The organism is Microvirga terrestris, from assembly GCF_015694425.1.
Taxonomy (GTDB): Bacteria; Pseudomonadota; Alphaproteobacteria; order Rhizobiales; family Beijerinckiaceae; genus Microvirga; species Microvirga terrestris.
In genome coordinates, this window is the sequence record NZ_JADQDN010000002.1 from 207686 (window position 1) to 229669 (window position 21984).

Consider the following 21984-nt stretch of genomic DNA (forward strand, 5'->3'; position numbering starts at 1 on the left):
GCGAAATTCGGCAGCCTTCCTTATCTAAGAAAATCCATGTCCACGCTTTACATCACTCATCCGGCCTGCCTCGACCATCAGACGCCCTTCGGCCATCCGGAGCGGCCCGATCGCATCCGCGCCATCGAGCGCGCCCTGGAGAAGGAGCGTTTCACATCGCTCATCCGCGAGCAGGCGCCGATGGCCGAGATGGAGAGCCTCGCCCTCGCCCACCCAGAAGATTACATCCTCCGCCTTCGCGACATCAGCCCTCGGGAAGGGCTAGTCCGGATTGATGAGGACACCGTGATGTCGCCGGGCACCTACGAGGCCGCCCTGCGGGGCGCCGGTGGTGCGGTGCTCGCCGTCGACGAGGTGATGACCGGCAAGGTGAAGAATGCTTTTGTCGCCATGCGTCCACCGGGGCATCATGCAGAGCGCATCAGAGCCATGGGCTTCTGCTTCTTCAACAACGCGGCCATCGCGGCTCGCCATGCTCAGAAGAAGCATGGCGCCGAGCGCGTGGCGATCTTCGACTGGGACGTGCATCACGGCAACGGCACCCAGGACATCTTCTGGTCGGACGGGACCGTGCTCTATTGCTCGACCCATGAGGCGCCGCTCTATCCTGGCACCGGCGCACTCTCAGAGACGGGCGATCACGGCACCATCGTCAATGCGCCCTTGAACGCGGGCGACGGGAGCGAGGCCTTCCGCGAGGCGGTGGAGACCGTCATCGCGCCGCGCATCGACAGCTTCGCGCCCGATCTCATCATCATCTCGGCGGGCTTCGACGCCCATTGGCGCGATCCCCTTGCCAGCCTCAATCTGACCGAGTCGGATTTCGCATGGGCGACGCAGAAGCTGATGGATCTCGCCGACCGCCATTGCGGTCAACGCATCGTGTCGGTTCTCGAAGGCGGCTATGATCTCGAAGGCTTGGCGAAATCGACAGCCTTCCACCTCGATGCTTTGATGGGGCGTGAGACGGGGGCTTAAGCCAGAGTTGTCATTCCCGGCCGGAGCGTCAGCAGACGGGGATGACACTGCAAGTGTGCCCTTCACCCCTCAATCGGCTCCTGACCCAGCAACTCGATGCCGAAGCCGGAGAGGCCGACATAGGAGCGGCTCGAGGTGGCGAGGTTGCGGATGGACGCGACGCCGAGATCCTTCAGGATCTGTGCACCGAGGCCGATCTCGCGCCACTGGCTCGAGCGCATGGCCTCCGATTCCGTCTCTTCGGTTTCGGCGAAGGACGTGGTCGGCACGCCCGCCGTGCCGTCGCGCAGGTAGACGAGAACGCCCCTGCCCTCCTTGACGAAACGCTGCAGGGAGGCATTCACCGCCTTGCCGCCCTCGAACACGTCGGTGAGCGCGTTGGCCCGGTGCAGGCGCACGGGGATGTTGGTGCCGTCGCCGATGCGGCCATGCACGAGGGCGATGTGCTGCACGCTGTCGAAGGGCGTCGAATAGGCATAGCCGGTGAACGAGCCCCACTGGGTCTCCACTGGGAAGGTGGCGATGCGCTCGACGAGCTTTTCCCGCGCCTGGCGATAGGCGATAAGATCGGCGACCGAAATGCGCTTCAGGTTGTGCGTCTCGGCAAAGACGTCGATCTGCCGGCCCTTCATCACTGTGCCGTCGTCGTTAGCCAGTTCGCAGATCACGCCCACCGGCGGCAGGTCCGCGAGCTTGCAGAGGTCGACGGCGGCTTCCGTATGGCCCGAGCGCATGAGCACGCCGCCGTCCTTGGCGATCAGTGGAAAGACGTGCCCGGGACGCACGAAATCCGCCGCGCCCATGTTGTTGTTGGCGAGCGCCCGCACCGTGTTCGAGCGCTGCTCGGCGGAGATGCCGGTGGTGAGCCCATGCTTCACGTCGACGGTGACGGTAAAGGCGGTGCCGAGCGGGGCATCGTTAGAGGCGACCATCGGGTCGAGGCGCAGGCGGCGGGCTTCTGCTGCGGTGAGCGGCGCGCAGACGATGCCGCAGGTGTTGCGGATGATGAAAGCCATCTTCTCCGGCGTGCAAAGGGAGGCGGCGACGATAAGGTCGCCCTCGTTCTCACGGTCGTCGTCGTCCGTGACGATGACGATCTCGCCGCGGGCGAAAGCCTCGATGGCATCGGTGACGGAATTGGGCATCAGGGCCTCCTTGGCGGCCGGGGGCAGGAAATCGTTGGGCGTGACGGCGCCACGGGTTTCACGGGCGATCAAATCCGCCGTGTCCCGCGAGAGCCAAGCCTGTTCGGAGTTGCACATCTGGGTGATGGCGCCAGGGGTAACGCCGATCCGCCGCGCGAATTCCACACGCGAGACGCCATTGCGGGTGAGCCACTCAGCCAGTTTCATGGCGATGGCTTAGCCGATGGCAGGATTTTAGTAAAACTAAAATCCGCATGGCTGCCCTTGCAAAACTGCAGATCAGGATGAGCTAGCGCGAAGGGTCAGCCCTGGAACGGCCAAGACGCGCTCTGCCCCACCTGCCCCCGGTGACGGAGGACGTGGTCGGCGAGCACACAGGCGACCATGGCCTCGCCCACCGGCACGGCTCGGATGCCCACGCAGGGGTCGTGCCGTCCCTTGGTCATCACCTCGGCCTCGGCGCCGGAGCGGGTGACGCTGGCGCGGGGCGTGAGGATCGACGAGGTGGGCTTTACGGCGAAGCGGCAGACTACCGGCTGGCCCGTGGAAATGCCACCGAGGACGCCGCCGGCATGGTTCGACAGGAACGTCGGCACGCCGCCGTTGCCCGGACGCATCTCGTCGGCATTCTCTTCGCCGCGCAGGGCGGCGGCAGCAAAGCCGTCGCCGATCTCAACGCCCTTGACCGCATTGATCGACATGAGCGCGGAGGCGAGGTCGGAATCGAGCTTGCCGTAGATCGGCGCGCCGAGGCCGGGCGGCACGCCCTCGGCCACGATCTCAAGCACGGCCCCGATGGAGGAGCCGGCCTTGCGCAGGCCGTCGAGATATTCCTCGTAGAAGGCGGCCGCCTTCGCGTCGGGGCAGAAGAACGGGTTGCGGGACACCTCGTCCCAATCCCAGTTGCCACGGTCGATGGCATGCGGCCCCATCTGCACGAGGGCACCCCGGATGGTGATGCCGGCGAGCATCTTACGGGCCACGGCCCCGGCAGCCACACGCGCCGCCGTCTCGCGGGCCGAGGAGCGGCCGCCGCCGCGATAGTCGCGGATGCCGTATTTCACGTCATAGGTGAAATCGGCGTGGCCCGGACGGTAAGAGTTCTTGATCTCGGAGTAGTCCTTCGAACGCTGATCCACGTTCTCGATCAGCAAGGCAATCGGCGTGCCGGTGGTCACTTGCCGGCCGGTCCGCTCGTCGGTGAAAACGCCCGAGAGGATTTTGACCTGGTCCGGCTCCTGGCGCTGCGTGGTGAAGCGCGACTGGCCCGGCCGGCGCCGGTCGAGCTCCGCCTGGATCTCGGCCGCCTCCAGCGGGATCATGGGCGGGCAGCCATCGATCACGCAGCCGAGGGCCGGCCCGTGGCTTTCGCCGAAAGTGGTGACGCGGAACAGGTGACCGAAGGTGTTGTGGGACATGGCACTTCTTCAGGGTTTAGGGCCTCTTAGAACCAAAGCGCCCCGGTGTCACGCTGGCTAAAGGCGGATCGATGTCAAACAGCCAGCACCTTCAGGCCTGCAGCCGTTGGGCTGCGGGCCTGAAGGTGGATCGAGGGAGGCGTGGCGGGCAGCCCGGCTCGATGGGTGTGGGGAAAGTGAGAGCCAGACTGCCCGTCACGCGCGGTTTGTTTCAGCGGACCTGGATCAAGCCAGGATCGGCCACCCGCGATCACAGGCGTGCGAGACCTGCGGCGGGACCGCTCCTCGCCCCACTCTTGCGACGCCTCGCGAGCGCGCCCCTCGTCGGGCGAGGATGTCCCCAGCTATAGCCCAGCTTAGGAGAATTGTCAAGAACAAAATGTGAACATTGATGCTGCCGAACCACTGTCATTCCCGGCCGGAGATTGCGCAAGCCATCGCAGGGGAAGGGAATCCACTGGCACACTCAGCGCCAAGGAACCCCTTCCCGGCCTGCGGCCGCCGGGGATGCCCCCCGCATCATGCAACATTTGTCCGGAGGCTGATGGCGCAGGGTGATCATGGACGGCCATCCGTGAATTGAACGAGGTCCCAGAGATTGCCGTAAAGATCCTTGAATACGGCGACGATGCCATAATCCGCTTGCTTGGGCTCCCGGACGAATATGATGCCTGCCTCGACCATGGCGGCATGGTCGCGCCGGAAATCGTCGGTCCGCAGGAACAGGAAGACACGGCCGCCGGCCTGGTTGCCGATGAAGCTCTCCTGATGAGCATTCGACGCACGTGCCAGCAGCAGCGAAGCGCTCCCCTGGCCCTGCGGCCTGACGATAACCCAGCGCTTGTCCTGCTCCGGCTGGTATGTGTCCTCGACCAGTTCGAACCGGAGCTTGTTCACATAGAAGTCGATGGCCTCATCATAGTCACGGACCACAAGGGCGATATGCGCAATCCCTTGATTCACCGCGGTCTCCTGTGTGGTCTGAGGAAGCAGTCATCCTCGCGTCCGGTGCAGTTCCATTGGCGCTGACTGCTCGACCTTATTCCACGCGGATCCGGTACGTATAGGTCATGAGCGTCTGGGGCGCGGCCTCATTCCAGCTCCAGGGAATATCGAGAACAACCTCGTCGGTCCCTTTGAAGCCCTTCTTCGGCGTGTAGACATACGCGAGACCGCGAACCTTCGTGCCGGGGCAGCGGGTCTCCTTCCCGAGCGCCTGCTCGTATGGGCGGATCTGGATGGTGCCGTTCGCCGGTTGCTGGCGTACCTTCACATCGGGGATGTTCGACGGGTAGCAGGTATCCACCTCATAGCCGAGAAAGCCACCGATGGCCGAAATCGTGTTGGCCTTGACGGTCCGCTCGACGGTTTCCGCCGATGCGGAGCCCGCGAGCATGATCAGGCTGGCCGCGAAGGCCGTGAGGCGAGACATGAAAACCCCTTATTTCGTTACTGAGTAACGCATAAGAGCATATTCTTAGGGAAGGCTCAACAATGGGGGGCGGCCCTGAACTTGCCCGCCGCGTCATGGCCCGGCTCGTGCAGGCCATCCCGTCTCAATAGACATCGTCCTCATCCTGAAGGGCGCGCAGCTGGAAACGACAACAGGATCCCCGGAACAAGTCGGGGGATGACACCCCACTGGCCATGACCGGCGCAGAACAAGAGGTGATGTCCGGGAGCGTGGGCGCACTCACCGGTAGGGATAGCAATCGGCGCGGTCGAGCGAGAGGCCGAAGCGCTCGCCCAAGGTCTCGATGGCCTCCCCGTGCTCAAGATAGGGGTCGCTGTTCCCCGGACCGACGATGATGGTCCGAAAGGCCGGATTGTGCTGACCGCCCGGCGGCAGCATGGCCGTGACGAGCGCCTGCCCCTCCGCATCGCGCAGGGTCAGGAACAGCGGCATGACACGCTGCACATGGGCCTTGAGGCCGATATTCGTCTCGACGAAGGAACTCGACGTCGGCCGGTAGCTCCGTTCGGCGGTCTCCCAGGCCTGACGGAAGTGCTTCTCGACCGCATGGTGCATAGCGTCGGATTCGAGCGCGGCCTCCCCTTCCGTTTCAATGAGAAACCACGTCGTCGATCCCGGAGCGTCGCAGATGAATTGCATATCCTTCAACGCAGGAGGGCGGCTGAAGGTTGTCGACTACTCGGCGGTGACGCTAGGACTCAAGCGAAGCGATCCGTCGCGGCCACGATGCTCTCCGTCATGCCCGGATCACGCGCATCGTGCCCAGCCTCGCTGACGACCACGAGTTCGCTGTCCGGCCAATGCCGATGAAGCGTCCACGGCGTGACGAGCGGCCCGCCGATATCCAGTCGGCCGTGGATAAGAACGCTGGGGATTCCGGACAGGCGGGCTGCATTGCGCACAAGAGCGCCATCCTCGAGCCAAGCTGCATGGCGCCAGTAATGGGTCACCAGACGGGCGAAGCCGAGACGGAAGGTGGGGTCTTCATAGCGAGGATGTGGCTTGTGACCGGGATGAACTGCGACGATGGCCATCTCCCAGTCGCACCAGTCCCGCGCTGCCTTCTCGTGAACGGAGGGATCCGGATTCATGAGCAGGCGATGATAGGCCTCGACCAGACTGCCGTCCCGCTCCTCCTCAGGAGCGCCATCGCGAAAGCGGCTCCAGGCTTCAGGAAAGAACGCCCCGACGCCGTGCGTGATCCACTCGATCTCCCGAGACGTGGTGGTGGCAATGCTGAACAGGACCATCTCTGTCACGCGTTCCGGATGCTGCTCGGCATAGGCGAGCGCCAAGGTCGAACCCCAGGAGCCGCCGAGGATCAGCCAACGCTCGATTCCGAGATGCTTACGCAGCCGCTCGATATCGGCGAGCAGGTGAGAGGTCGTGTTCGTGGAGAGATCGGCTCGCGGCTCGCTCGTATGAGGTTGGCTCCGACCGCTCCCGCGCTGGTCGAACAGAACGATGCAATACTTTCCCGGATCGAAGTATCGGCGCGCATTCACCGTGCAGCCGGAGCCAGGACCACCATGAAGAACGAGAGCCGGCTTGCCGAGAGGATTGCCGCAGGCTTCCCAATAGATGCGGTGCCCGTCACCCACATCGAGCATGTCGGTCTCGTAGGGGTCGAGCGGTGGGTATAGATCGGCCATCGCATGCTCCATCACGTTGGCCACTTTTGGAAGCCAGCTACACCCAGCGGTGGTTGCGCCCCTCGATCACGAGCACCCGCCCCTGCCAGATGTCCAGGCTGGCGGCCTGACGGGCGTTGACGCCGCAGGCAAGTGACAGGAACGCCCGGGCGACGCCGCCATGGGCCACCACCACCGTGTCGCGGGTGATGTCGTCGAGGAACGGGCGGATGCGGTCGACCAGCATGGCGTAGCTCTCGCCGCCGCCGGGCGGGGCGTAGTGCCACTTGTCCTGCTCGCGCAGGGCCGCGAGGGACGGCTCGGCCTTGCGCACTTCCTTCCAGGTCATGCCCTCCCAAGAGCCGAAGGTCAGCTCCACGAGGCGGTCGTCCAGCTTGTAGGATTCCGGGTGCAGGCCCAGGGTCTGGCGCAGGATCTCCATGGTCTCGCGGGTGCGCGTCATGGGGCTCGCGATATAGGCGAGGTCCTCGATATGGGGGGCGAGCGTCCGGAGCTTGCGGCCAGCCTCCTCGGCCTGGACGCGCCCGACATCATTGAGCGGAATGTCCTTCTGCCCCTGAAGGCGCCCTTCGAGGTTCCAGTCCGTCTCGCCATGGCGAATGAAGTAGATCGTGGGGCGGGACGGGGTCACGGGAAAATCCGGTTACGCGTTACTGAAGGTCAGTCTTTGTCGAGGGAGAGATCCGGCGCCTCCGGGTTCTTCATGCCGACCACGTGGTAGCCGGCATCCACGTGCAGGATCTCGCCGGTCATGCCGCGGGACATATCGGACACGAGATAGGCGGCCGTCTCGCCGACCTCCTCGATGGTGACCGTGCGGCGCAGCGGCGAGTTGTACTCGTTCCACTTCAGAATATAGCGGAAATCGCCGATGCCCGACGCCGCCAGGGTCTTGATCGGGCCCGCCGAGATGGCATTGACGCGGATGTTTTTGGGGCCGAGATCGGCCGCGAGATAGCGCACCGAGGCCTCAAGGGCTGCCTTGGCCACGCCCATGACGTTGTAGTGCGGCATCCATTTCTCGGCGCCGTAATAGGTGAGTGTGAGGAGCGAACCGCCCTCGTTCATCAGCTTCTCGGCCCGCTGGGCGATGGCCGTGAAGGAATAGCAGGAGATCAGCAGCGACTTGGTGAAGTTGCCCTCGGAGGTCTCAACGTACCGGCCGGTCAGCTCATCCTTGTCCGAGAAGGCGATGCAGTGGATGACGAAGTCGATGGAGCCCCAGAGGCGCTTCACCTCGTCGAACACCGCATCGATGGTGGCGCCGTCCGTCACGTCGCAATGGCCGACCACATGGGCATCCAACTCCTTGGCCAGGGGCTCGACGCGCTTCTTCAAGGCATCGCCCTGATAGGTGAAGGCGAGTTCCGCCCCGTGCTGGCGGGCCGCCTGCGCAATGCCCCAGGCGATGGAACGGTTGTTCGCCACACCCATCACCAAGCCGCGCTTGCCGGCCAGAATGCCGGTGGCCTTTGTCTCCGCCATGATTCACCTAGATCGTCGCTGGATCGTTCAAATAAGAACGGCCTCTTTAGCCGACCCGTCGTCCACGGGGAAGCCCTCTTGGCACGGCTTGCGACGATCCCGGCAAATGAGGACTAATTTCCGCTGAAACGCCTTACTTGGCTTTGGCCGAGAGGCGCCTGCGGGCGTAGTCCATCAGGTCCTCGTCCACGATCTCCGGCAGCCTGATCTCCGTGGTCACGAGAAGGTCGCCATGGCCGGTCTTGGCCGGAAGGCCCTTTCCGCGCAGGCGGAAGGTGCGGCCGGAATTGGTGAGAGGCGGAATCTTCATCTCCACCGAGCCGGTGAGCGTCGGCACGCGCACCGAGCCGCCCAGGACGGCCTCCTCGATCTCGACGGGCAGGCGCAGTCGCAGATTGGAGCCTTCCGGCGTGAAGCGCTCATGGGGCGCGAACGTGATGGTCAGCAGCGCATCGCCCGGATCGATTCCGGGGGCGCCCTGCCCTAGGCCGCGCAGGCGGATCACCTGGCCGTCGGCAACGCCCTTGGGGATGACCACGTCCACGTCCCGCCCGGTGGGGAGCCGGACCCGCTTCTTCGCCTCGGCGGCGGCCTCTTCAAGCGTAACCGTGAGGGTGGCCTCGACGTCCTCGCCCTTCGGCTGCCGGGTGCGGCCGCGCGCCTGGCGCGGACTCTCGCCCCCGGCCCGGAAGGCGTTCTCGAAGATCTGGGAGAAGAAGTCCTCACCCGGATCGGACCCGAAGCCGCTCCGGCTGCGCCGCCCGCCGAAAGGATTGCCGCCGCCAAAGCTGGAGAATCCCTCCGCCCCGGTCCCGCCCCGGCCACCGCCGAAGCCCTCGAAGCCCTGAAAACGTGGCTTGCCCTCGGCGTCGATCTCGCCCCGGTCGAACTGGGCGCGCTTGGTCGCGTCGCCGAGGATCTCGTAGGCCGAGTTGGCCTCCGCGAATTTGTCCTTGGCCTTGGGGTCGTCCGTGTTGCTGTCGGGATGGTAGGTCTTGGCGAGCTTGCGGAACGCCTTCTTGATGTCCGCTTCGCTCGCAGAGCGGGACACGCCGAGAACGTCATAGGGGTTGCGCATGGTGGAATCCTGAACCGTCGGGACAAGAGCTTGGAGGCTCCACGGGTTTGACGGTCATATGGGCAAAGTGTTGCCCCTTCGCAACGCCCGAACCGATAACAGCTAGACTTTGGCCGTGCCCTTCAATGGCTTGACCTCCTTGAGGACCCATTCCCCGCCGGAAGGCCGGCAGGCCATGCCCTGCAGGACTGATGTGGACGGGCCGCTCAGATGAGCCGAGAAGCTGCGGCAGATCTCGTCGTTCTTCACGAAGGGCGCCCCGACAGGGGTGAAGGTGCCCTTGCGGGTGGTCGCCGGGTTGTCCCAGGAGACCTGGGTGCCGGGTCCCTGCGGGTCGAGGGCGACGGCCAGCGCCGCCTTGGCGCGGCGCCAATCCTCATCGTCCAGATCGGACGAGAGGGAGATGTCGGTCTTGGACGCGATCGCGCCCGTCGCCATAGGTCCGTCCTCGTCGAGGGCCGACAGGCCAAGGGACAGGCCGCAGGCGCTCGTCGACAGGGCGAGCAGGCCGACGACCAGGATTTTCATGGCTTCGCTGGCGAAGCCATCTGATCTATAACGGCGCGGATTGATCCACGTCACGCGTTGGGTCCCCCAGAACCAAAAGTCACAGAACGAGATAAGACAGTGAGCGGGTTAATAACTGGTGACTTCACGGAATCGGATGAGCCCTTCGCCCTCTTCGAGGCCTGGATGAAGGAAGCGGAAGCCTCGGAGCCGAACGATCCCAACGCCATGGCGCTCGCCACCGTGGACGAGACCGGGCTGCCGAACGTGCGCATGGTGCTGCTCAAAGGCTTCGACGAGAACGGCTTCGTGTTCTACACCAACACGGAATCCAACAAGGGCCGCGAGCTTCTCGGCCAGGGCAAGGCCGCCCTTGTGCTGCACTGGAAGAGCCTGCGCCGGCAGGTGCGCGCCCGTGGCCCCGTGACGCTGGTGAGCGACCAGGAGGCCGACGCCTATTTCCAGAGCCGCCCCCGCGACAGCCGCATCGGCGCCTGGGCGAGCCAGCAGTCGCGCCCGCTCGAGAGCCGCTTCGCCCTGGAGAAGGCCGTGGCCCTGAACACCGCCAAGTTCGCCGTGGGCGAAATCCCGCGCCCGCCGCACTGGACGGGCTTCCGCATCGCGCCGGTTTCCATCGAGTTCTGGCAGGACAAGCCGTTCCGGCTGCATGATCGCGTGGTGTTCAGCCGCGACGGCGACGGCTGGCGGAAGGTGCGGCTTTATCCGTGACGCCGAGCCATCCCATGGACCCTACCTCCGAACCGGGCTAAAGGTCTGCCCCCTCTCACGAGAGAACCCCATGTCCTCTTCATCCAACACCTCTCGCCGCATCATGCTGCTCACCGGTGCGAGCCGCGGCATCGGGCATGCCACGGTCAAGCGTTTCTCCGCGGCCGGGTGGCGGGTGATCACCTGCTCGCGGCACGGATTCCCTGAGAACTGCCCGTGGGAGATGGGGCCTGAGGACCACCTGCAGGTCGATCTGGCCGATGCGCAGGACACCCGCCGCGCCATCGCGGAGGTGAAGGAGCGCTTGGCCGTCGAGGGCGGCTGCCTGCATGCGCTCGTGAACAACGCGGGCATTTCGCCCAAGGGCGAAGGCGGCGCGCGGATGGGCACCCTCGACACCCGCTACGAGGATTGGCTGCGGGTGTTCCAGGTGAACTTCTTCGCCTCGATCATGCTGGCCCGCGGCCTTCAGGACGAACTCACCAAGGCCAAGGGCTCGGTGGTGAACGTGACCTCCATCGCGGGCTCGCGCGTCCATCCGTTCGCGGGCGCGGCCTATGCCACCTCCAAGGCGGCGCTCGCCTCGCTCACCCGCGAGATGGCATCCGATTTCGGGCCGCTGGGCGTGCGCGTGAACGCGATCTCGCCGGGCGAGATCGACACCGCGATCCTGTCGCCCGGCACGGAGAAGATCGTCGAACAGCTGCCGATGCGCCGCCTCGGCACCCCGGACGAGGTGGCGAAAGCCATCTACTTCCTCTGCACCGATGCAAGTTCCTATGTGACCGGCGCGGAGCTTCACATCAACGGCGGCCAGCACGTCTGAGGTGGTCCATGCCCCGACGCCAGATGCAGAGCCTTTTCATCGCGTTGCTGATGTTCGGTTCGGCAGCGGCCTCAGGCCAGGAGAGCGATGAGAAAAGCCCCTTCGCCGATCCGGACATGCAACCCTCCTATCGGGCTCTGTGCCATGAGGTGCGGGAGCTGACCAAGGATCGCGAGACCGGCGCAACGCGTGTGGATTTCAGCGTCACGGGTCCCCTCGCCCTCGTGCATTTCGACGGGACGCTGGCCTATCTCGGCCTGTGCGGCACAGCGCCCGACCCGAAGGTGCTCTGCGTCACCTACCAGACCAACGACATGAAGGTCGGCGAGGTGGTGACGGCGGCGGGCGGCTACAGCCGGCCGAACCCGGACTTCATCGTCCTTGACCCCTGCCTCGCGCAGCGGCCGGAGGAGCCGGCGCGATAGGAAGCATCACGCCGCCCGCGCGGGCCAAGCGATGACCCATCACGACGGCAGGCTACGCCTCCCTCTGCTCACCTAGACAGGAGGGGGATGGCTGCCCTCCTTCAGCCTGCAAAGCTGTCAGGTCGCATCAAGCACGGTCCACCCGCAGCTGGGCATGTCATCGCCTTTGGCACATGTTAGCGCCCCGGAGCGGCTCTCCACCCACACGTTCGTGGCTGATGGCAGGATCGTGCAGCGCTTCTGGGCTGTTTCCGATTTGACCTGTTCTATCCAAGCGCTGTTGTTGCCGCGCAGCTCGTGCAGGCGGTTTGCCGTGTCAGCTGTCGAGCAAAGGACGTGAAGGCTACGCAGCGTGACGCGCTCTGCTTGTGCAGCTGCGGGAGTGGCTGCAAGCGCCAAGAGGATAACAAGACTTTTCATACGCGGTACCTTTCGTGTGACCGACCCAGGGGCTTGGGGCGTCAAGCCCTCCCCAGCTGTCCCAGGCTGCCTAGATCAGGAAACGCATATGACGAGTTTCCCGATGCATAAGCCAAAAGAGGGATGGTACCGGTACCTCATGATGAACGGCGTGATTGGAGCAGGTTCAGGGCTGACGCCCTTCATCGGGAAAGGCTGTTTTCGAGCTCAGCAAGCGACTATGCTGTGACGGTGGGATGAGGGGCAGGCATGAAGCGCGACATGGACTTGGTGCGTAACCTTCTGCTTGAAATCGAGGCATCGGAAAAGCCTGCCCTCTATATTAGCGACCTTATTTCAGCCGACCGTCTTAATGGGATTGATCAACCGACAATCGAGCTCCATCTGAAGCTTCTGATAGAGGCCGGCCTGATCGACGCCAATCAGAAGCAGGGAAGCAGTACTGTCGGAGGATGGTATGTCCGACGCCTCACATGGGACGGGCACGAGTTTTTGGACACCATGCGCGACCCTGAGATTTGGCGAAAAACCAAGGAAGGCGCCTCAGCTGCTGGGAGCTGGTCCATTGCCGCACTTAAAGAAATCGGGACGGCCCTGCTGAAAGCCAAAGTTCAAAGTGTGCTCGGGATTGAGCCAAGCTGACCAACCCTCTCTTCACCCCTTTCCGCTATACCCTCCCCATGACGACTCCCGCGGATCTATTGCTCCCGACTGAGCGCACCGCTATGACGAGCCCCAATGTCTGAGCACCGGCTTGAAACCCATAAAACCCAAGACACCGAGGTGCGCGGCTCGACCACTCGCATTCCTCAGCAGACCCACGTCGGCCACCCCCTCCTGGGAATGACCTTGGTTTGTAAGGCGGTGACTGTATCGCTCCTCGCCGACCTGTTCCTCGGCTGAGACACCGGGCCACTGGTTATGGTTCTCTCCTGCGACCCTACCCCTCTATGGGCGGGAGCCTCAGTAGCATTGTTAACATAAGCTATTATTTGTGATGGTGAGACGGGAACGGTCGCTCTCCTGCATAGTTTTCCAGCCATGATCGCCAGAGCGTAGGCTGGGGGAAGCCCATGGTGGATGCAGGTTGCGACGACTGGGAATGCGGTGAGCTTGTCGTAGTCCCTCTCGCATGGAGAGATGACCGGCTCTGGTCACAAATAAAGACAGCCACTCACGATCACATCGGTGTCAATCTGCGGGCAATGTACGGCGAGTTGCTCCAACAGCCCCTATCGCCTCCCCTCCGGGACGTCGCCCGTGAAATCGAGCGGCGACTGGACGCTTCCTGAGCACCATAGGATAATCGCCCGCGAGGGGCGCTCCGAAGTGCCTGGCTCATTGGGGCAATAAAGGGCCAGAAGGCTTTCGACGGCCGTTCTGCTCTCAGGTTCCCACAGAATGGTCGCACAAATTCCGAAGCGTGGCCGCATTCCAGCCAAGGTTAACCTTACGTTGACGCTCACCCGTAGGGGCAACTGCGGGCCGGGGGCCGCGCCTTGCATTCATAAGGATCGGGCGCGGCCTTTTACTTCACTCATCCATGCCATGGCGATGGCATGGCCTAATCCCGCGACACCGCCGTTTCCGATCTCAGCAGCCTGTATCGCCCGGAATTCCCTTCTCAAATCACTAAGCTCGCATGTTAGCTTCGCCTGGTCGGCTTCGGATGCCATGTCAACCAAAGGCGAGATGATGGATCAGGATTCGGGAAGCAGAGCACTCGTCCGGCGGGCTGGCGAAGGCACAAACAATCACGCCTTCGATCTGCCCCGCACCTTCCTGGTTCGCTCCGATGAGGTTAAAGGGGCCTTTTCCCATTGGATTGAAAAGGTCCCGGCCGGGGCCGGTCCGCCGATGCATGTGCATCACAGGGAGCAGGAGCTGTTCCGCGTCCTCGCCGGAAAATTCCGCTTCTGGTGCATGGGCGAGGCTCAGGACCTGACGGACGGGGACACCATTCTGATTCCGAAGGGTGCTCCGCACAGTTTCAAGAATATAGGCTCCAGCGAGGGGCAGCTGCTGATTACCCTGACCCCTGGAGAAGGGGACGGCTTCTTCATCGAGGTCGAGAGTCTCGGTCTCCACCCGTCGCGGGATATGCCTCAGATCGTGGAAATCGCAGGCCGCTACGGTCTTGAGTTCGTTGGACCGCCTCCCGCGTGAGGCAGGGACAGAACGAGTACAGTCCACACTCCTCGGGAAGGTGCGTTCACCCTTGCATGCCGTAAGCCCCGGCATGCAAGGGCTGAGCGGAACAGAGAAAAGGGCCGCGCCCGGTCTTTTGACCGTGTTCGCGACCCTCTGATCCGTATTTGCCCCTACGGAGACGCCTGCATACCTACCTCGCCGGAGGTATGCAATAAGTAGAAAGCCTTATCGTTCTCAATGACTACCAAAATGCCGCACCCTCCAAACGACTAAGAAAAAAGACATTCCGGTTTTTTTGTGAGCAGGTGCTCTTCATCGGATTTGTTTTATTTGCCCCTACGGATCCGTAAACTTAAAGCGCCGTCTTCGGACTGGCGCTTTTTCTTTTTCAGCCCTGTTTTTCGCCCGCCTGTCCACAAGAAGCTAGGGAGGTGCGTAAGGCTAGGGAGGTGCGTAAGGATAGAGACAGTCAGGAGCCAGCGAGCCTCCGTGAGCAGTGCTTTGCAGGATTACTTCAGGGCTTGCTGTTGGCCCGCGCTCCATTGGAGCTGCGGATATCGTCCACCGGCAAAGCCACTGGCGAAGATGCCGATTGCAGCAAAGCTCACGGCACAGAACAGCGTGAAAGCCAACACGAAGGCCGCCCCTTGTCTCTGCATCCGCCATAAGGACGGGACAAACGGCGCCAAAAGCAGCGATCCAAATATTAAGAGCACCAGGAAGAAGGCTTGGAGATCCGGGTCGCTGTAGATGAGATCCACCTGCACGCCTTTTTCGCGTGGCGGCTCACCAAGGAAGAATCGAGCGAGCACCTCGAACATCGCATTGCCCCGAGCGGGGTTATTTGGGTTTGCTGTCAAAAACGACAGATGTGCGCCAGGACCACCCCCGTTGGTCCTAACGCTACCCTTCACCATGCAGGAAGGTTGTGACGCATCTAGCACGGCCACTTAAATCTTGGCCATATGCTCGTTAGTTGAACGCAAGCAGCCGCTGCTGGAGAGCCAGTGTAGCTGACGACCTTCCTGAAAATGGGTTTTCTGATGCCGAGGCCTATCAGACCCAGTTCGTCAGCACTCGGCCTCGGAATGGCGGATCGAGACTGAAGCCCGGACCCTCCTCAAGACTGTACCTCCGCCCGCCGCCTTGGGGCTACAACCCTGCGAGACATCGCGGACGTGTCCGGCGGCTCGCAGAGCATCGATGTGGCGCTGGTCATGATGGAACGGGCCCCCATGGACTGCCGGTGGGGGCTGCCTTTACGCTCTTCGCCACCCTGCGCATTGCCCGGAGGAGCCGCCGCAATAGAGCCGATCAGGCGGCCTGCGCAGGCCAGGCGCCCACATAACGCGATTGCGGCCGGATGATCCGACGCAGGCGGCTCTGCTCGATGGCATGGGCCACCCAGCCCGCTGTGCGACCGGCTGCGAAGAGCGGCGTGAAACCCTCACGCGGGACACCCAGGGCATCGAGCAGGATGGCGGTGTAGAACTCCACATTGGTGTCGAGGCGGCGTCCGGGCTTGCGGCGCTCCAGCACCTTGAGGGCCGTCGCCTCAACGGCCTCCGCGAAGGCTATCCGATTGCCTCTGCCCTTCAGTCGCCCGACGGCCGCCTTCAGCACATCCGCCCGCGGATCGCGCACCCGGTAGATGCGGTGGCCAAAGCCCATAAGGCGTTCGCCCCGAACGATCGCGTCGTCGAGCCAGGCCGCCGCGTTGTCGATCGACCCGATGGCATCCAGCATGTCGAGCACCGGGCCTGGCGCGCCGCCATGCAGCGGACCTTTGAGGGCGCAGAGCCCCGCCACCACGGACGACAGGATGCCGGCCTGCGTCGAGGCCACCACCCGGGCGGTGAATGTGGAGGCATTGAGCCCATGGTCGATCACCGTCACGAGATAGGTGTCGAGGCCCTGCGCCTCGTCATCCGACACGGGCGCATCGCGCATCATGCGCAGGATATCGGCCGCGTGACTTGAGCGTGCATCGGGCGCGACCGGCGCGAGGCCCTGGGTGCCCCGCACGGCCATGGCGGCCGCAACGCCGGCGGCCCCGACGGCCAATGTGGGATGGTCCACTTCCGCATCGGGCAGGCCCGCCAGCAGCATCCGCATGCCTTCGACCGGCGTGAGGCCGGCAAGCTGCGGGCCGAGAGGTTCAAGGTAGCCGTAAGCCCTCTCGCGGGCTTGGCCCAGAACTGCGCGCGGGTGCACTAGGTCGGGAACGAGACCTTCCCAGAGCAGCGCCACCGCGTCCTCAAAAGCCACGCGACCCGCCAATGCCTCAAGGTCATGCCCGGCAATGATCAGGCGGCCCGCCTCACCATCCACATGGCTGAGCGCCGTTTCGGCCGCGATCACATCGTCCAATCCGATGGTCATGAATGCTCTCCTTTGTTGTGGGGAGGATCGCGCCGGACTTGCTGAGGCGTCAATCTTGAATCAACATATCAACATATGGACCAAGCATCCCTCGACCTCACATCGGCCGAAGTGGCTTCCTCCCGCCTCGGGATCAGCCGGGCGAGCCTCTATGCCTATGTGAGCCGCGGCCTGATCCGCTCCTACGCCTCGCCGCACGACCCGCGCCAGCGCCTCTATGCGCTGGACGATGTGGAAGCCCTGATGGAGCGCAAGGCACGGTTCCGGCGCCCGACTGTGGCGGCTGCGACCGCCCTCGACTGGGGCCTGCCGGTGCTGGAGACCAGCATCACCCAGATCAGGGATGGACGGCTGTTCTACCGCGGGCAGGACGCCATCGCGATCACCCGCACGGCGACCCTCGAGGATGTGGCACGCCTCCTCATCGGAGCCCTGGACGGGAACGCTTTTCACCACCCTTCCCCGATCCCTGGTGCCCTGACGGAGCCGGCCTTCGGACCGCACGATTTCGTCGCGCAGGCCATCCGCCTCCTGTCCGCGCCTTCCGTGCGCGAGACCCGTGGAGCCGAGGTGGCGGCGATCCTGCGCATGACAGCCGCCGCGGCGACCGGTGCGGATCCCGGAATCCAACCGATCCACCGGCACCTGGCTTCGGCCTGGAAAGCCCCACCGCAGGCTGCGGACGCGATCCGGCGTGCGCTCGTTCTGTGCGCCGATCACGAACTCAGTTCCTCGGCCTTCGCAGTGCGGGTCACGGCTTCGACCGGCGCATCCCTGCGCAATGCGGTGATCGCGGGACTGGCAGCCCTGAGCGGCCCCTATCACGGCGGCATGACCGAGCGGGTCAGGGCCTTTCTGAATTCCCCCGGAACAGCGCCCCATCCGGCCTTCCGCCATCGCCTCTATCCGGAAGGCGATCCACGGGCGCGTGCGCTCCTGGAGAACGTACCCCTGCTCGCCTCCGATGCCACGACCCTGCGGGTTCTGGCAGGTGTCTCGGGCGGTTCGCCCAGCATCGACGTGGCACTTGTCGTGACGGAGCGGGCCTATGGACTGCCCACCGGCGCCGCCTTTACGCTCTTCGCTATCGGACGCACGGCCGGCTGGCTCGCCCATGCCATCGAGCAGCGCAGCCAGGCTACCCTCATCCGCCCACGGGCGCGCTATGTCGCGGCGGAAAACAAGCCTTCTTCATGACCAGCGAGTGTTCCCCTTTTTGGCTAGTTGGCTCGCGTATCGATTGATAACTCTTTCCTGAAGGCGTGGCTTAGGGTCTTGGCGAATGTGGCCGTGAGATGATGCCGATCCCTATACACCAGAATGCCGCCGATCACCGTTGGACACCTTTCGGCATCGCACAGGTAATTAGACAGATCCAACACACGCAGTTCCATCTTGTCAGCGGTTGCCGATACAAGATCCTGTCTGAAGACATCCTTACGCATGGGAGCGCAATCAACACTCCAATTTTTGCTGGCGCTCAGGCACTTGTCTGCATCGAACCGTAGCCAAGGAGTCGAGCGGATAACACGCACATCCAGTCCCATCTCGATCAGTCGTAGCCAAGCCTCAGTCATCCCCTTTCCGGTCGACTCGGGATAGGCCGGCGATTGCGAGATCAGGACGAGATCTGGCCGCTCCCGCTCCAGCCAGGCAATCACGTTTTTCGACCATTCAAGGCACTCAGTATAATCGCGCTTGAAGGGCTGATGATAGAATGCCTCCAGCGAGAACAGGCATGCCGACTTAGACAGACCGCGGAAGTAGATCGCACCTTCGCGCCCTAACTCCTCGAATGCAGGATACAAATGTCCCGCATGAGAATCGCCGATCATGACGATCTTTGTCTTGGCCGTCGGGTCGCCGTACATGCATGTCAGAACCTCGCTTCTGCGCTGCTCCTGATGGCACTTGGTCGCGTAGACGGACGGAACATCCGCCTTCACGTTCTCCGGCCTTGGGATGAACTTGCTCGGATCCTCATCACGCCAATTGTACTGGGGATCGAGCATCGCCATGGCGCCAAGCCGCCCGTTCAAAGCCACAGGACCCCGCGCCTGATCGCTCCAGGAAAGGTAGCCAATCCCTAGGAGAAATGTCGCTGCAATGCATCCGGCACCGACGGCAATCGTCTTTCCGACGGCAAACGAGGAGGTACGGAACCGATCCTCGACATAGACTTTGCTCACATGCGCAAGTCCGCCTGAAGCGAGGAGGATCAGGACGCCATCGGCTAGTCCTGGGGCACGATCAGTGATCTCCCTGTAGATAACGATGATCGGCCAATGCCAAAGGTACAGTGAATATGATGTATCGCCGAGATACTGAAACAGCCTCGAGTTCAGGATGGTCTGAACAGACCAAGGTGACTGTGAGCCGCTCGAGGCAATGATTGCGGCCGCTCCTAAAGTTGGAACCAGCGCTGCATAACCCGGGAACTGAGTGCTATCGTTGTAGGCTAGGCTCGCGAAGGCGATGCCGACGATGCCAGCAAATCCCAGGATTTCACGGAGGGCGGGAGATAAGGCATTCCTTGCTAGGTAAACGGCCAAGCCGCCGCCAAGGGCCAGTTCCCATGCGCGAGTTGTGGTTGCGAAGTAGGCTGTTCCAGGATCGAGAGGCGTAAGGAACACGGAATAAGCGAGAGATCCGGCTCCGATGAAAGCAGTAACCCATCCGAACGCCACGCGGGAGGTCAAGCCCGCCTTGCGCGCAGTCGCAAGCACGGGGACGAGGATCAATGGCCAGAAAATATAATACTGCTCTTCGACCGATAGGGACCAGAAATGATTCATGGGCCCATTTGTGTTCCCTGCGAGATAATCAACCGCTTGAGCAGCCAAGTACCAATTCTGAACATAGGTCGCACTGGCAGCAATCCCGTTGACGATGTCAGGCCACTGACCTTTCGGAAAAACCGGAATGCTCAGCGCGACGGCGCCGGACACAAGCGCGGCGGCAGGGAGCAAGCGCCTGATGCGTCGGGCATAAAACCGCAGGATGTTGATGCGTCCTTCAACCTCGGCTTCTTTAAGCAACGACCCGGTGATGAGGAAGCCCGAGATCACGAAGAAAACATCGACGCCCACATACCCGCCCGGCAAGATTTCGGGCCAGACATGATAGATCAGCACAGATAAGACCGCGATCGCCCGAAGTCCCTGCACCTCTTTGATAATGTGGTGATGTGGGTGATGCATGACGCCTGACATTCCGGCAAAGCTTCTGCTTCTGCCCAGTATGGGCGGCTGATACTTAGGATTGCTCTCACTTGCAAGAAGCGTCTCTGCAGATGGAATGAGGTATGCCTTTTAACCGATCCAAGTCATTGAATTTGTTCGAAAAAACTTGTTATTGTGACATAATGTCTGGTAAGAGCTTGCCCACGCGAATTGGCACTTGATCTGTTAAATGATGGCTGGCCACGCATAACTCCCTATGACCGGCGACCGCTTTTACCCCACCCGCCCCGTTCTCACCGCCTCCGTGGCCGTGATCCGCGAGGGGCTGTTTTCGCTGCCCGGCGGCATGGTGGAGGTGGGCGAGACGCTTGCCGAGGCGGCCTTGCGGGAACTTCGTGAGGAGGTCGGGGTTGAGGCCAAGCTTATCCGCCTGATCGCCCCGGTCGAATTCATTGAAAGGGACGAGAAAGGCCATATAAGGCATCATGTCGTCATCGCCGCCCATGCGGCCCGCTGGGCTTCGGGCGAACCCCAGACAGGTCCGGAAGCAAAGGAAATCCGTTGGATCACGGAACGGGACATCGCCGGTTTGCCGCTGACGGCAGGACTAACTGGGATTCTGGAGCAGGCCTTCAGGATCGCGCGGGAGGACTCCGCTTCGTGAAACGCTTGGGGCTGACCCTCGTCGTTCCCGCGATGCTGCTGGCTCTACCCGCCCCAGCTTCGGCTCAAGGCTTCTTCGAACGGCTGTTCGGCCCTCCGCCGGGCCAGCAGCCGGGTGGTCCGCCGCTATCCCGGCCGCAGCCGGGGGTCCCTCCACAATACCGTCCCCTGCCACAGCCGCTCCCGCAGCAGCAGTATCGGCCGCAGCCTGCCCCTCAGCAGCCGCGGCGGCCGCAAACACAGCGTCCGGCCACCCAGCCACAACAGCAGCCACCGCAGCAGCAGGCGGAACCCGCGCCCGCGGTCGAGCCGCCGCCCGCGCCCTATGAGAAGGAGCTGCTGCGGCTTGCCGAGATCATGGGGTCGCTCGCCATGCTGCGCCCCCTCTGCAGCGCCCCCGACGCGTCCGAGTGGAGCCGGCGCATGCAGGTTCTGCTCGAGGCCGAAGGCTCGACGCCGGGACGCAAGGAGCGGCTCGCCGGCGCCTACAACAAGGGCTATCAGGCCTATGCCCTCACCTATCGGGTCTGCACGCCGTCGGCCCAGGAGGCCTCGGTCCGCTTCCTGGCCGAGGGAGAACAGCTCGCGCGCAACATCACCGGGCGATACGGCGGCTGATCGGGCGGGATGCCCCTCCGTCCGGAGGTGTTGCAGCCATGCCTCTTATCCACATTTTTCAGCCGATCCCCTCTCGCGTTAACCTCCTTGCAAGGTGATGCTGGCGGCGGGTCGGCGCGATGTCTAAGACTAATTCAACCGAACTCGCGCCGCCCCTCAAAGGGGCCTGGATCATGAACGACAACGACGTCCTTCTCGACGAATCGCCCAACCTCAGCGCCCTCAAACAGGCGGCCCTGAGCTATGTGACCGAGGCCTTCGCCGAAGCCGAGCTCGACGGGCTCGACGGCGACTGCATGGCCCAGGCCGCCCTCTTCGCGGCCTTCACCGAGCTCGTCGCCACCTATGGCGAGGATGCCGTTGCGGAATACGCCGCCACCCTGCCGGACAAGATCCGCACGGGGGCGTTTTCGATGGCGATATCTCTGAAGCATTGAGGCGGGAAGTCGGCGCATGACAGATGTCAAGCTCCGCGTGGTCAGGCCCACGAACCGGCTTGAAGAAGTCATACGCTTCTACCGCGATGGCTTGGGCTTCGAGCTCATCGCCGCTTTCGACAATCAGAATGTGTTCTCCGGTAGAATCCTGGGCCATCCGCAAGCACCGTGGCATCTCGCATTCACGTATTATCGCGATCTTCAAGCGGGACGAGCGCCCACGCAGGATAACTTGCTGGTCTTCTACCTGCCCGATCGTGCCGAATGGGAGTCCGCCGTCGAACGGATGCGAACCAACGGGTATTCATCCGTCACCTCGTTCAATCCCTACTGGGATCGGGACGGCGCGACCTTCGAGGATCCTGACGGCTACCGCATCGTGCTGCAGAATACAGCATGGGTGAAGTAGAGTTC

Annotated in this window: 25 protein-coding genes; 11 read left to right on the forward strand and 14 right to left on the reverse strand. The window is 63.1% G+C overall.

Annotated elements, in window-relative coordinates; translation table 11 throughout:
* Positions 1-36 precede the first annotated feature (36 nt).
* Positions 37-978 carry a histone deacetylase family protein gene (locus tag I2H36_RS05070; protein WP_196262786.1) on the forward strand — a complete coding sequence of 314 codons (942 nt, stop codon included), beginning with the start codon at positions 37-39 and terminating at the stop codon, positions 976-978.
* 62 nt (positions 979-1040) lie between these two features.
* Here the strand turns inward: I2H36_RS05070 and ribB are convergent, their stop codons facing one another.
* The 10 genes from ribB to I2H36_RS05120 form a co-directional block, all read right to left on the reverse strand.
* Positions 1041-2330, reverse strand: coding sequence for a 3,4-dihydroxy-2-butanone-4-phosphate synthase (ribB, locus tag I2H36_RS05075; RefSeq protein ID WP_196262787.1), 1290 nt, complete (start codon positions 2328-2330; stop codon positions 1041-1043).
* Positions 2331-2425: 95 nt separating this feature from the next.
* Entirely contained in the window at positions 2426-3541 is a 1116-nt protein-coding gene (gene aroC / locus I2H36_RS05080) for a chorismate synthase (RefSeq protein WP_196262788.1), read from the reverse strand.
* Positions 3542-4099: 558 nt separating this feature from the next.
* The gene (locus I2H36_RS05085) at positions 4100-4504 is read right to left on the reverse strand and encodes a VOC family protein (RefSeq protein ID WP_196262789.1); all 405 of its coding nucleotides are present in this window, start codon (positions 4502-4504) and stop codon (positions 4100-4102) included.
* Positions 4505-4580: 76 nt separating this feature from the next.
* On the reverse strand, positions 4581-4973 hold the full coding sequence (locus I2H36_RS05090) for a hypothetical protein (RefSeq protein WP_196262790.1): 393 nt from the start codon (positions 4971-4973) through the stop codon (positions 4581-4583).
* Positions 4974-5234: 261 nt separating this feature from the next.
* Positions 5235-5654 carry a hypothetical protein gene (locus I2H36_RS05095; RefSeq protein WP_196262791.1) on the reverse strand — a complete coding sequence of 140 codons (420 nt, stop codon included), beginning with the start codon at positions 5652-5654 and terminating at the stop codon, positions 5235-5237.
* Between the two features lie 59 nt (positions 5655-5713).
* Positions 5714-6667 carry a prolyl aminopeptidase gene (gene pip / locus I2H36_RS05100; RefSeq protein WP_196262792.1) on the reverse strand — a complete coding sequence of 318 codons (954 nt, stop codon included), beginning with the start codon at positions 6665-6667 and terminating at the stop codon, positions 5714-5716.
* A gap of 37 nt (positions 6668-6704) precedes the next feature.
* Positions 6705-7298 (reverse strand): histidine phosphatase family protein, encoded by a 594-nt coding sequence (locus I2H36_RS05105; protein WP_196262793.1) that lies wholly within the window; start codon positions 7296-7298, stop codon positions 6705-6707.
* Between the two features lie 29 nt (positions 7299-7327).
* Positions 7328-8152 (reverse strand): enoyl-ACP reductase FabI, encoded by an 825-nt coding sequence (gene fabI, locus I2H36_RS05110; RefSeq protein ID WP_183449366.1) that lies wholly within the window; start codon positions 8150-8152, stop codon positions 7328-7330.
* A 133-nt stretch (positions 8153-8285) separates the two neighbouring features.
* Positions 8286-9230 carry a DnaJ C-terminal domain-containing protein gene (locus I2H36_RS05115; protein ID WP_196262794.1) on the reverse strand — a complete coding sequence of 315 codons (945 nt, stop codon included), beginning with the start codon at positions 9228-9230 and terminating at the stop codon, positions 8286-8288.
* A gap of 102 nt (positions 9231-9332) precedes the next feature.
* The gene (locus I2H36_RS05120) at positions 9333-9758 is read right to left on the reverse strand and encodes an RT0821/Lpp0805 family surface protein (protein WP_196262795.1); all 426 of its coding nucleotides are present in this window, start codon (positions 9756-9758) and stop codon (positions 9333-9335) included.
* 99 nt (positions 9759-9857) lie between these two features.
* On the opposite strand from I2H36_RS05120, the gene pdxH reads away from it, so the two are divergent.
* The 3 genes from pdxH to I2H36_RS05135 all read left to right on the forward strand — a co-directional run bounded on the left by pdxH (position 9858) and on the right by I2H36_RS05135 (position 11717).
* Complete coding sequence (gene pdxH, locus I2H36_RS05125) at positions 9858-10466, forward strand: pyridoxamine 5'-phosphate oxidase (RefSeq protein ID WP_196262796.1); 609 nt, start codon at positions 9858-9860, stop codon at positions 10464-10466.
* Positions 10467-10569: 103 nt separating this feature from the next.
* Entirely contained in the window at positions 10570-11292 is a 723-nt protein-coding gene (locus I2H36_RS05130; RefSeq protein WP_425523281.1) for an SDR family NAD(P)-dependent oxidoreductase, read from the forward strand.
* A gap of 8 nt (positions 11293-11300) precedes the next feature.
* Positions 11301-11717 (forward strand): hypothetical protein, encoded by a 417-nt coding sequence (locus I2H36_RS05135; RefSeq protein ID WP_196262798.1) that lies wholly within the window; start codon positions 11301-11303, stop codon positions 11715-11717.
* A gap of 117 nt (positions 11718-11834) precedes the next feature.
* Here the strand turns inward: I2H36_RS05135 and I2H36_RS05140 are convergent, their stop codons facing one another.
* The gene (locus tag I2H36_RS05140) at positions 11835-12137 is read right to left on the reverse strand and encodes a hypothetical protein (protein ID WP_196262799.1); all 303 of its coding nucleotides are present in this window, start codon (positions 12135-12137) and stop codon (positions 11835-11837) included.
* A gap of 249 nt (positions 12138-12386) precedes the next feature.
* On the opposite strand from I2H36_RS05140, the gene I2H36_RS05145 reads away from it, so the two are divergent.
* Both I2H36_RS05145 and I2H36_RS05150 read left to right on the forward strand, forming a co-directional pair.
* On the forward strand, positions 12387-12779 hold the full coding sequence (locus I2H36_RS05145) for a DUF2513 domain-containing protein (protein ID WP_196262800.1): 393 nt from the start codon (positions 12387-12389) through the stop codon (positions 12777-12779).
* A 1032-nt stretch (positions 12780-13811) separates the two neighbouring features.
* Positions 13812-14303, forward strand: a complete 492-nt coding sequence (locus I2H36_RS05150) for a cupin domain-containing protein (RefSeq protein ID WP_196262801.1) — start codon at positions 13812-13814, stop codon at positions 14301-14303.
* A 494-nt stretch (positions 14304-14797) separates the two neighbouring features.
* Here I2H36_RS05150 and I2H36_RS05155 read toward each other — a convergent pair whose 3' ends face one another.
* A complete protein-coding gene (locus I2H36_RS05155) occupies positions 14798-15109 on the reverse strand; it encodes a hypothetical protein (RefSeq protein ID WP_196262802.1) in 312 nt (103 codons plus the stop codon).
* A gap of 493 nt (positions 15110-15602) precedes the next feature.
* Positions 15603-16670 (reverse strand): citrate synthase/methylcitrate synthase, encoded by a 1068-nt coding sequence (locus I2H36_RS05160; protein ID WP_196262803.1) that lies wholly within the window; start codon positions 16668-16670, stop codon positions 15603-15605.
* 75 nt (positions 16671-16745) lie between these two features.
* Between I2H36_RS05160 and I2H36_RS05165 the strand changes: the two genes are divergently transcribed.
* A complete protein-coding gene (locus I2H36_RS05165; protein WP_196262804.1) occupies positions 16746-17867 on the forward strand; it encodes a citrate synthase in 1122 nt (373 codons plus the stop codon).
* 23 nt (positions 17868-17890) lie between these two features.
* Here the strand turns inward: I2H36_RS05165 and I2H36_RS05170 are convergent, their stop codons facing one another.
* Positions 17891-19882, reverse strand: a complete 1992-nt coding sequence (locus tag I2H36_RS05170; protein WP_196262805.1) for an acyltransferase family protein — start codon at positions 19880-19882, stop codon at positions 17891-17893.
* Between the two features lie 226 nt (positions 19883-20108).
* Here I2H36_RS05170 and I2H36_RS05175 point away from each other — a divergent pair, with 226 nt between their 5' ends.
* From I2H36_RS05175 to I2H36_RS05190, 4 genes are all read left to right on the forward strand, one after another.
* Complete coding sequence (locus I2H36_RS05175; protein ID WP_196262806.1) at positions 20109-20516, forward strand: NUDIX hydrolase; 408 nt, start codon at positions 20109-20111, stop codon at positions 20514-20516.
* Entirely contained in the window at positions 20414-21133 is a 720-nt protein-coding gene (locus tag I2H36_RS05180; protein WP_246718662.1) for a TIGR02301 family protein, read from the forward strand. The genes I2H36_RS05175 and I2H36_RS05180 overlap by 103 nt, the downstream gene beginning before the upstream one ends.
* A 173-nt stretch (positions 21134-21306) precedes the next feature.
* Positions 21307-21570: a hypothetical protein gene (locus tag I2H36_RS05185; protein ID WP_196262807.1), complete on the forward strand. Its 264-nt coding sequence runs from the start codon at positions 21307-21309 to the stop codon at positions 21568-21570.
* A 16-nt stretch (positions 21571-21586) separates the two neighbouring features.
* Positions 21587-21979, forward strand: coding sequence for a VOC family protein (locus I2H36_RS05190; protein WP_196262808.1), 393 nt, complete (start codon positions 21587-21589; stop codon positions 21977-21979).
* The last annotated feature ends 5 nt before the right edge of the window (positions 21980-21984 follow it).

Excerpts from the sequence above, each read along its gene's own strand:
- I2H36_RS05070 (WP_196262786.1), top strand. The coding sequence starts at position 37 with ATGTCCACGCTTTACATCACTCATCCGGCCTGCCTCGACCATCAGACG.
- ribB (WP_196262787.1), bottom strand. The coding sequence starts at position 2,330 with ATGAAACTGGCTGAGTGGCTCACCCGCAATGGCGTCTCGCGTGTGGAA.
- aroC (WP_196262788.1), bottom strand. The coding sequence starts at position 3,541 with ATGTCCCACAACACCTTCGGTCACCTGTTCCGCGTCACCACTTTCGGC.
- I2H36_RS05090 (WP_196262790.1), bottom strand. The coding sequence starts at position 4,973 with ATGTCTCGCCTCACGGCCTTCGCGGCCAGCCTGATCATGCTCGCGGGC.
- I2H36_RS05095 (WP_196262791.1), bottom strand. The coding sequence starts at position 5,654 with ATGCAATTCATCTGCGACGCTCCGGGATCGACGACGTGGTTTCTCATT.
- pip (WP_196262792.1), bottom strand. The coding sequence starts at position 6,667 with ATGGCCGATCTATACCCACCGCTCGACCCCTACGAGACCGACATGCTC.
- fabI (WP_183449366.1), bottom strand. The coding sequence starts at position 8,152 with ATGGCGGAGACAAAGGCCACCGGCATTCTGGCCGGCAAGCGCGGCTTG.
- I2H36_RS05115 (WP_196262794.1), bottom strand. The coding sequence starts at position 9,230 with ATGCGCAACCCCTATGACGTTCTCGGCGTGTCCCGCTCTGCGAGCGAA.
- I2H36_RS05120 (WP_196262795.1), bottom strand. The coding sequence starts at position 9,758 with ATGAAAATCCTGGTCGTCGGCCTGCTCGCCCTGTCGACGAGCGCCTGC.
- I2H36_RS05130 (WP_425523281.1), top strand. The coding sequence starts at position 10,570 with ATGCTGCTCACCGGTGCGAGCCGCGGCATCGGGCATGCCACGGTCAAG.
- I2H36_RS05135 (WP_196262798.1), top strand. The coding sequence starts at position 11,301 with ATGCCCCGACGCCAGATGCAGAGCCTTTTCATCGCGTTGCTGATGTTC.
- I2H36_RS05140 (WP_196262799.1), bottom strand. The coding sequence starts at position 12,137 with ATGAAAAGTCTTGTTATCCTCTTGGCGCTTGCAGCCACTCCCGCAGCT.
- I2H36_RS05145 (WP_196262800.1), top strand. The coding sequence starts at position 12,387 with ATGAAGCGCGACATGGACTTGGTGCGTAACCTTCTGCTTGAAATCGAG.
- I2H36_RS05150 (WP_196262801.1), top strand. The coding sequence starts at position 13,812 with ATGTCAACCAAAGGCGAGATGATGGATCAGGATTCGGGAAGCAGAGCA.
- I2H36_RS05155 (WP_196262802.1), bottom strand. The coding sequence starts at position 15,109 with ATGTTCGAGGTGCTCGCTCGATTCTTCCTTGGTGAGCCGCCACGCGAA.
- I2H36_RS05160 (WP_196262803.1), bottom strand. The coding sequence starts at position 16,670 with ATGACCATCGGATTGGACGATGTGATCGCGGCCGAAACGGCGCTCAGC.
- I2H36_RS05165 (WP_196262804.1), top strand. The coding sequence starts at position 16,746 with ATGGACCAAGCATCCCTCGACCTCACATCGGCCGAAGTGGCTTCCTCC.
- I2H36_RS05170 (WP_196262805.1), bottom strand. The coding sequence starts at position 19,882 with ATGTCAGGCGTCATGCATCACCCACATCACCACATTATCAAAGAGGTG.
- I2H36_RS05175 (WP_196262806.1), top strand. The coding sequence starts at position 20,109 with ATGACCGGCGACCGCTTTTACCCCACCCGCCCCGTTCTCACCGCCTCC.
- I2H36_RS05185 (WP_196262807.1), top strand. The coding sequence starts at position 21,307 with ATGAACGACAACGACGTCCTTCTCGACGAATCGCCCAACCTCAGCGCC.
- I2H36_RS05190 (WP_196262808.1), top strand. The coding sequence starts at position 21,587 with ATGACAGATGTCAAGCTCCGCGTGGTCAGGCCCACGAACCGGCTTGAA.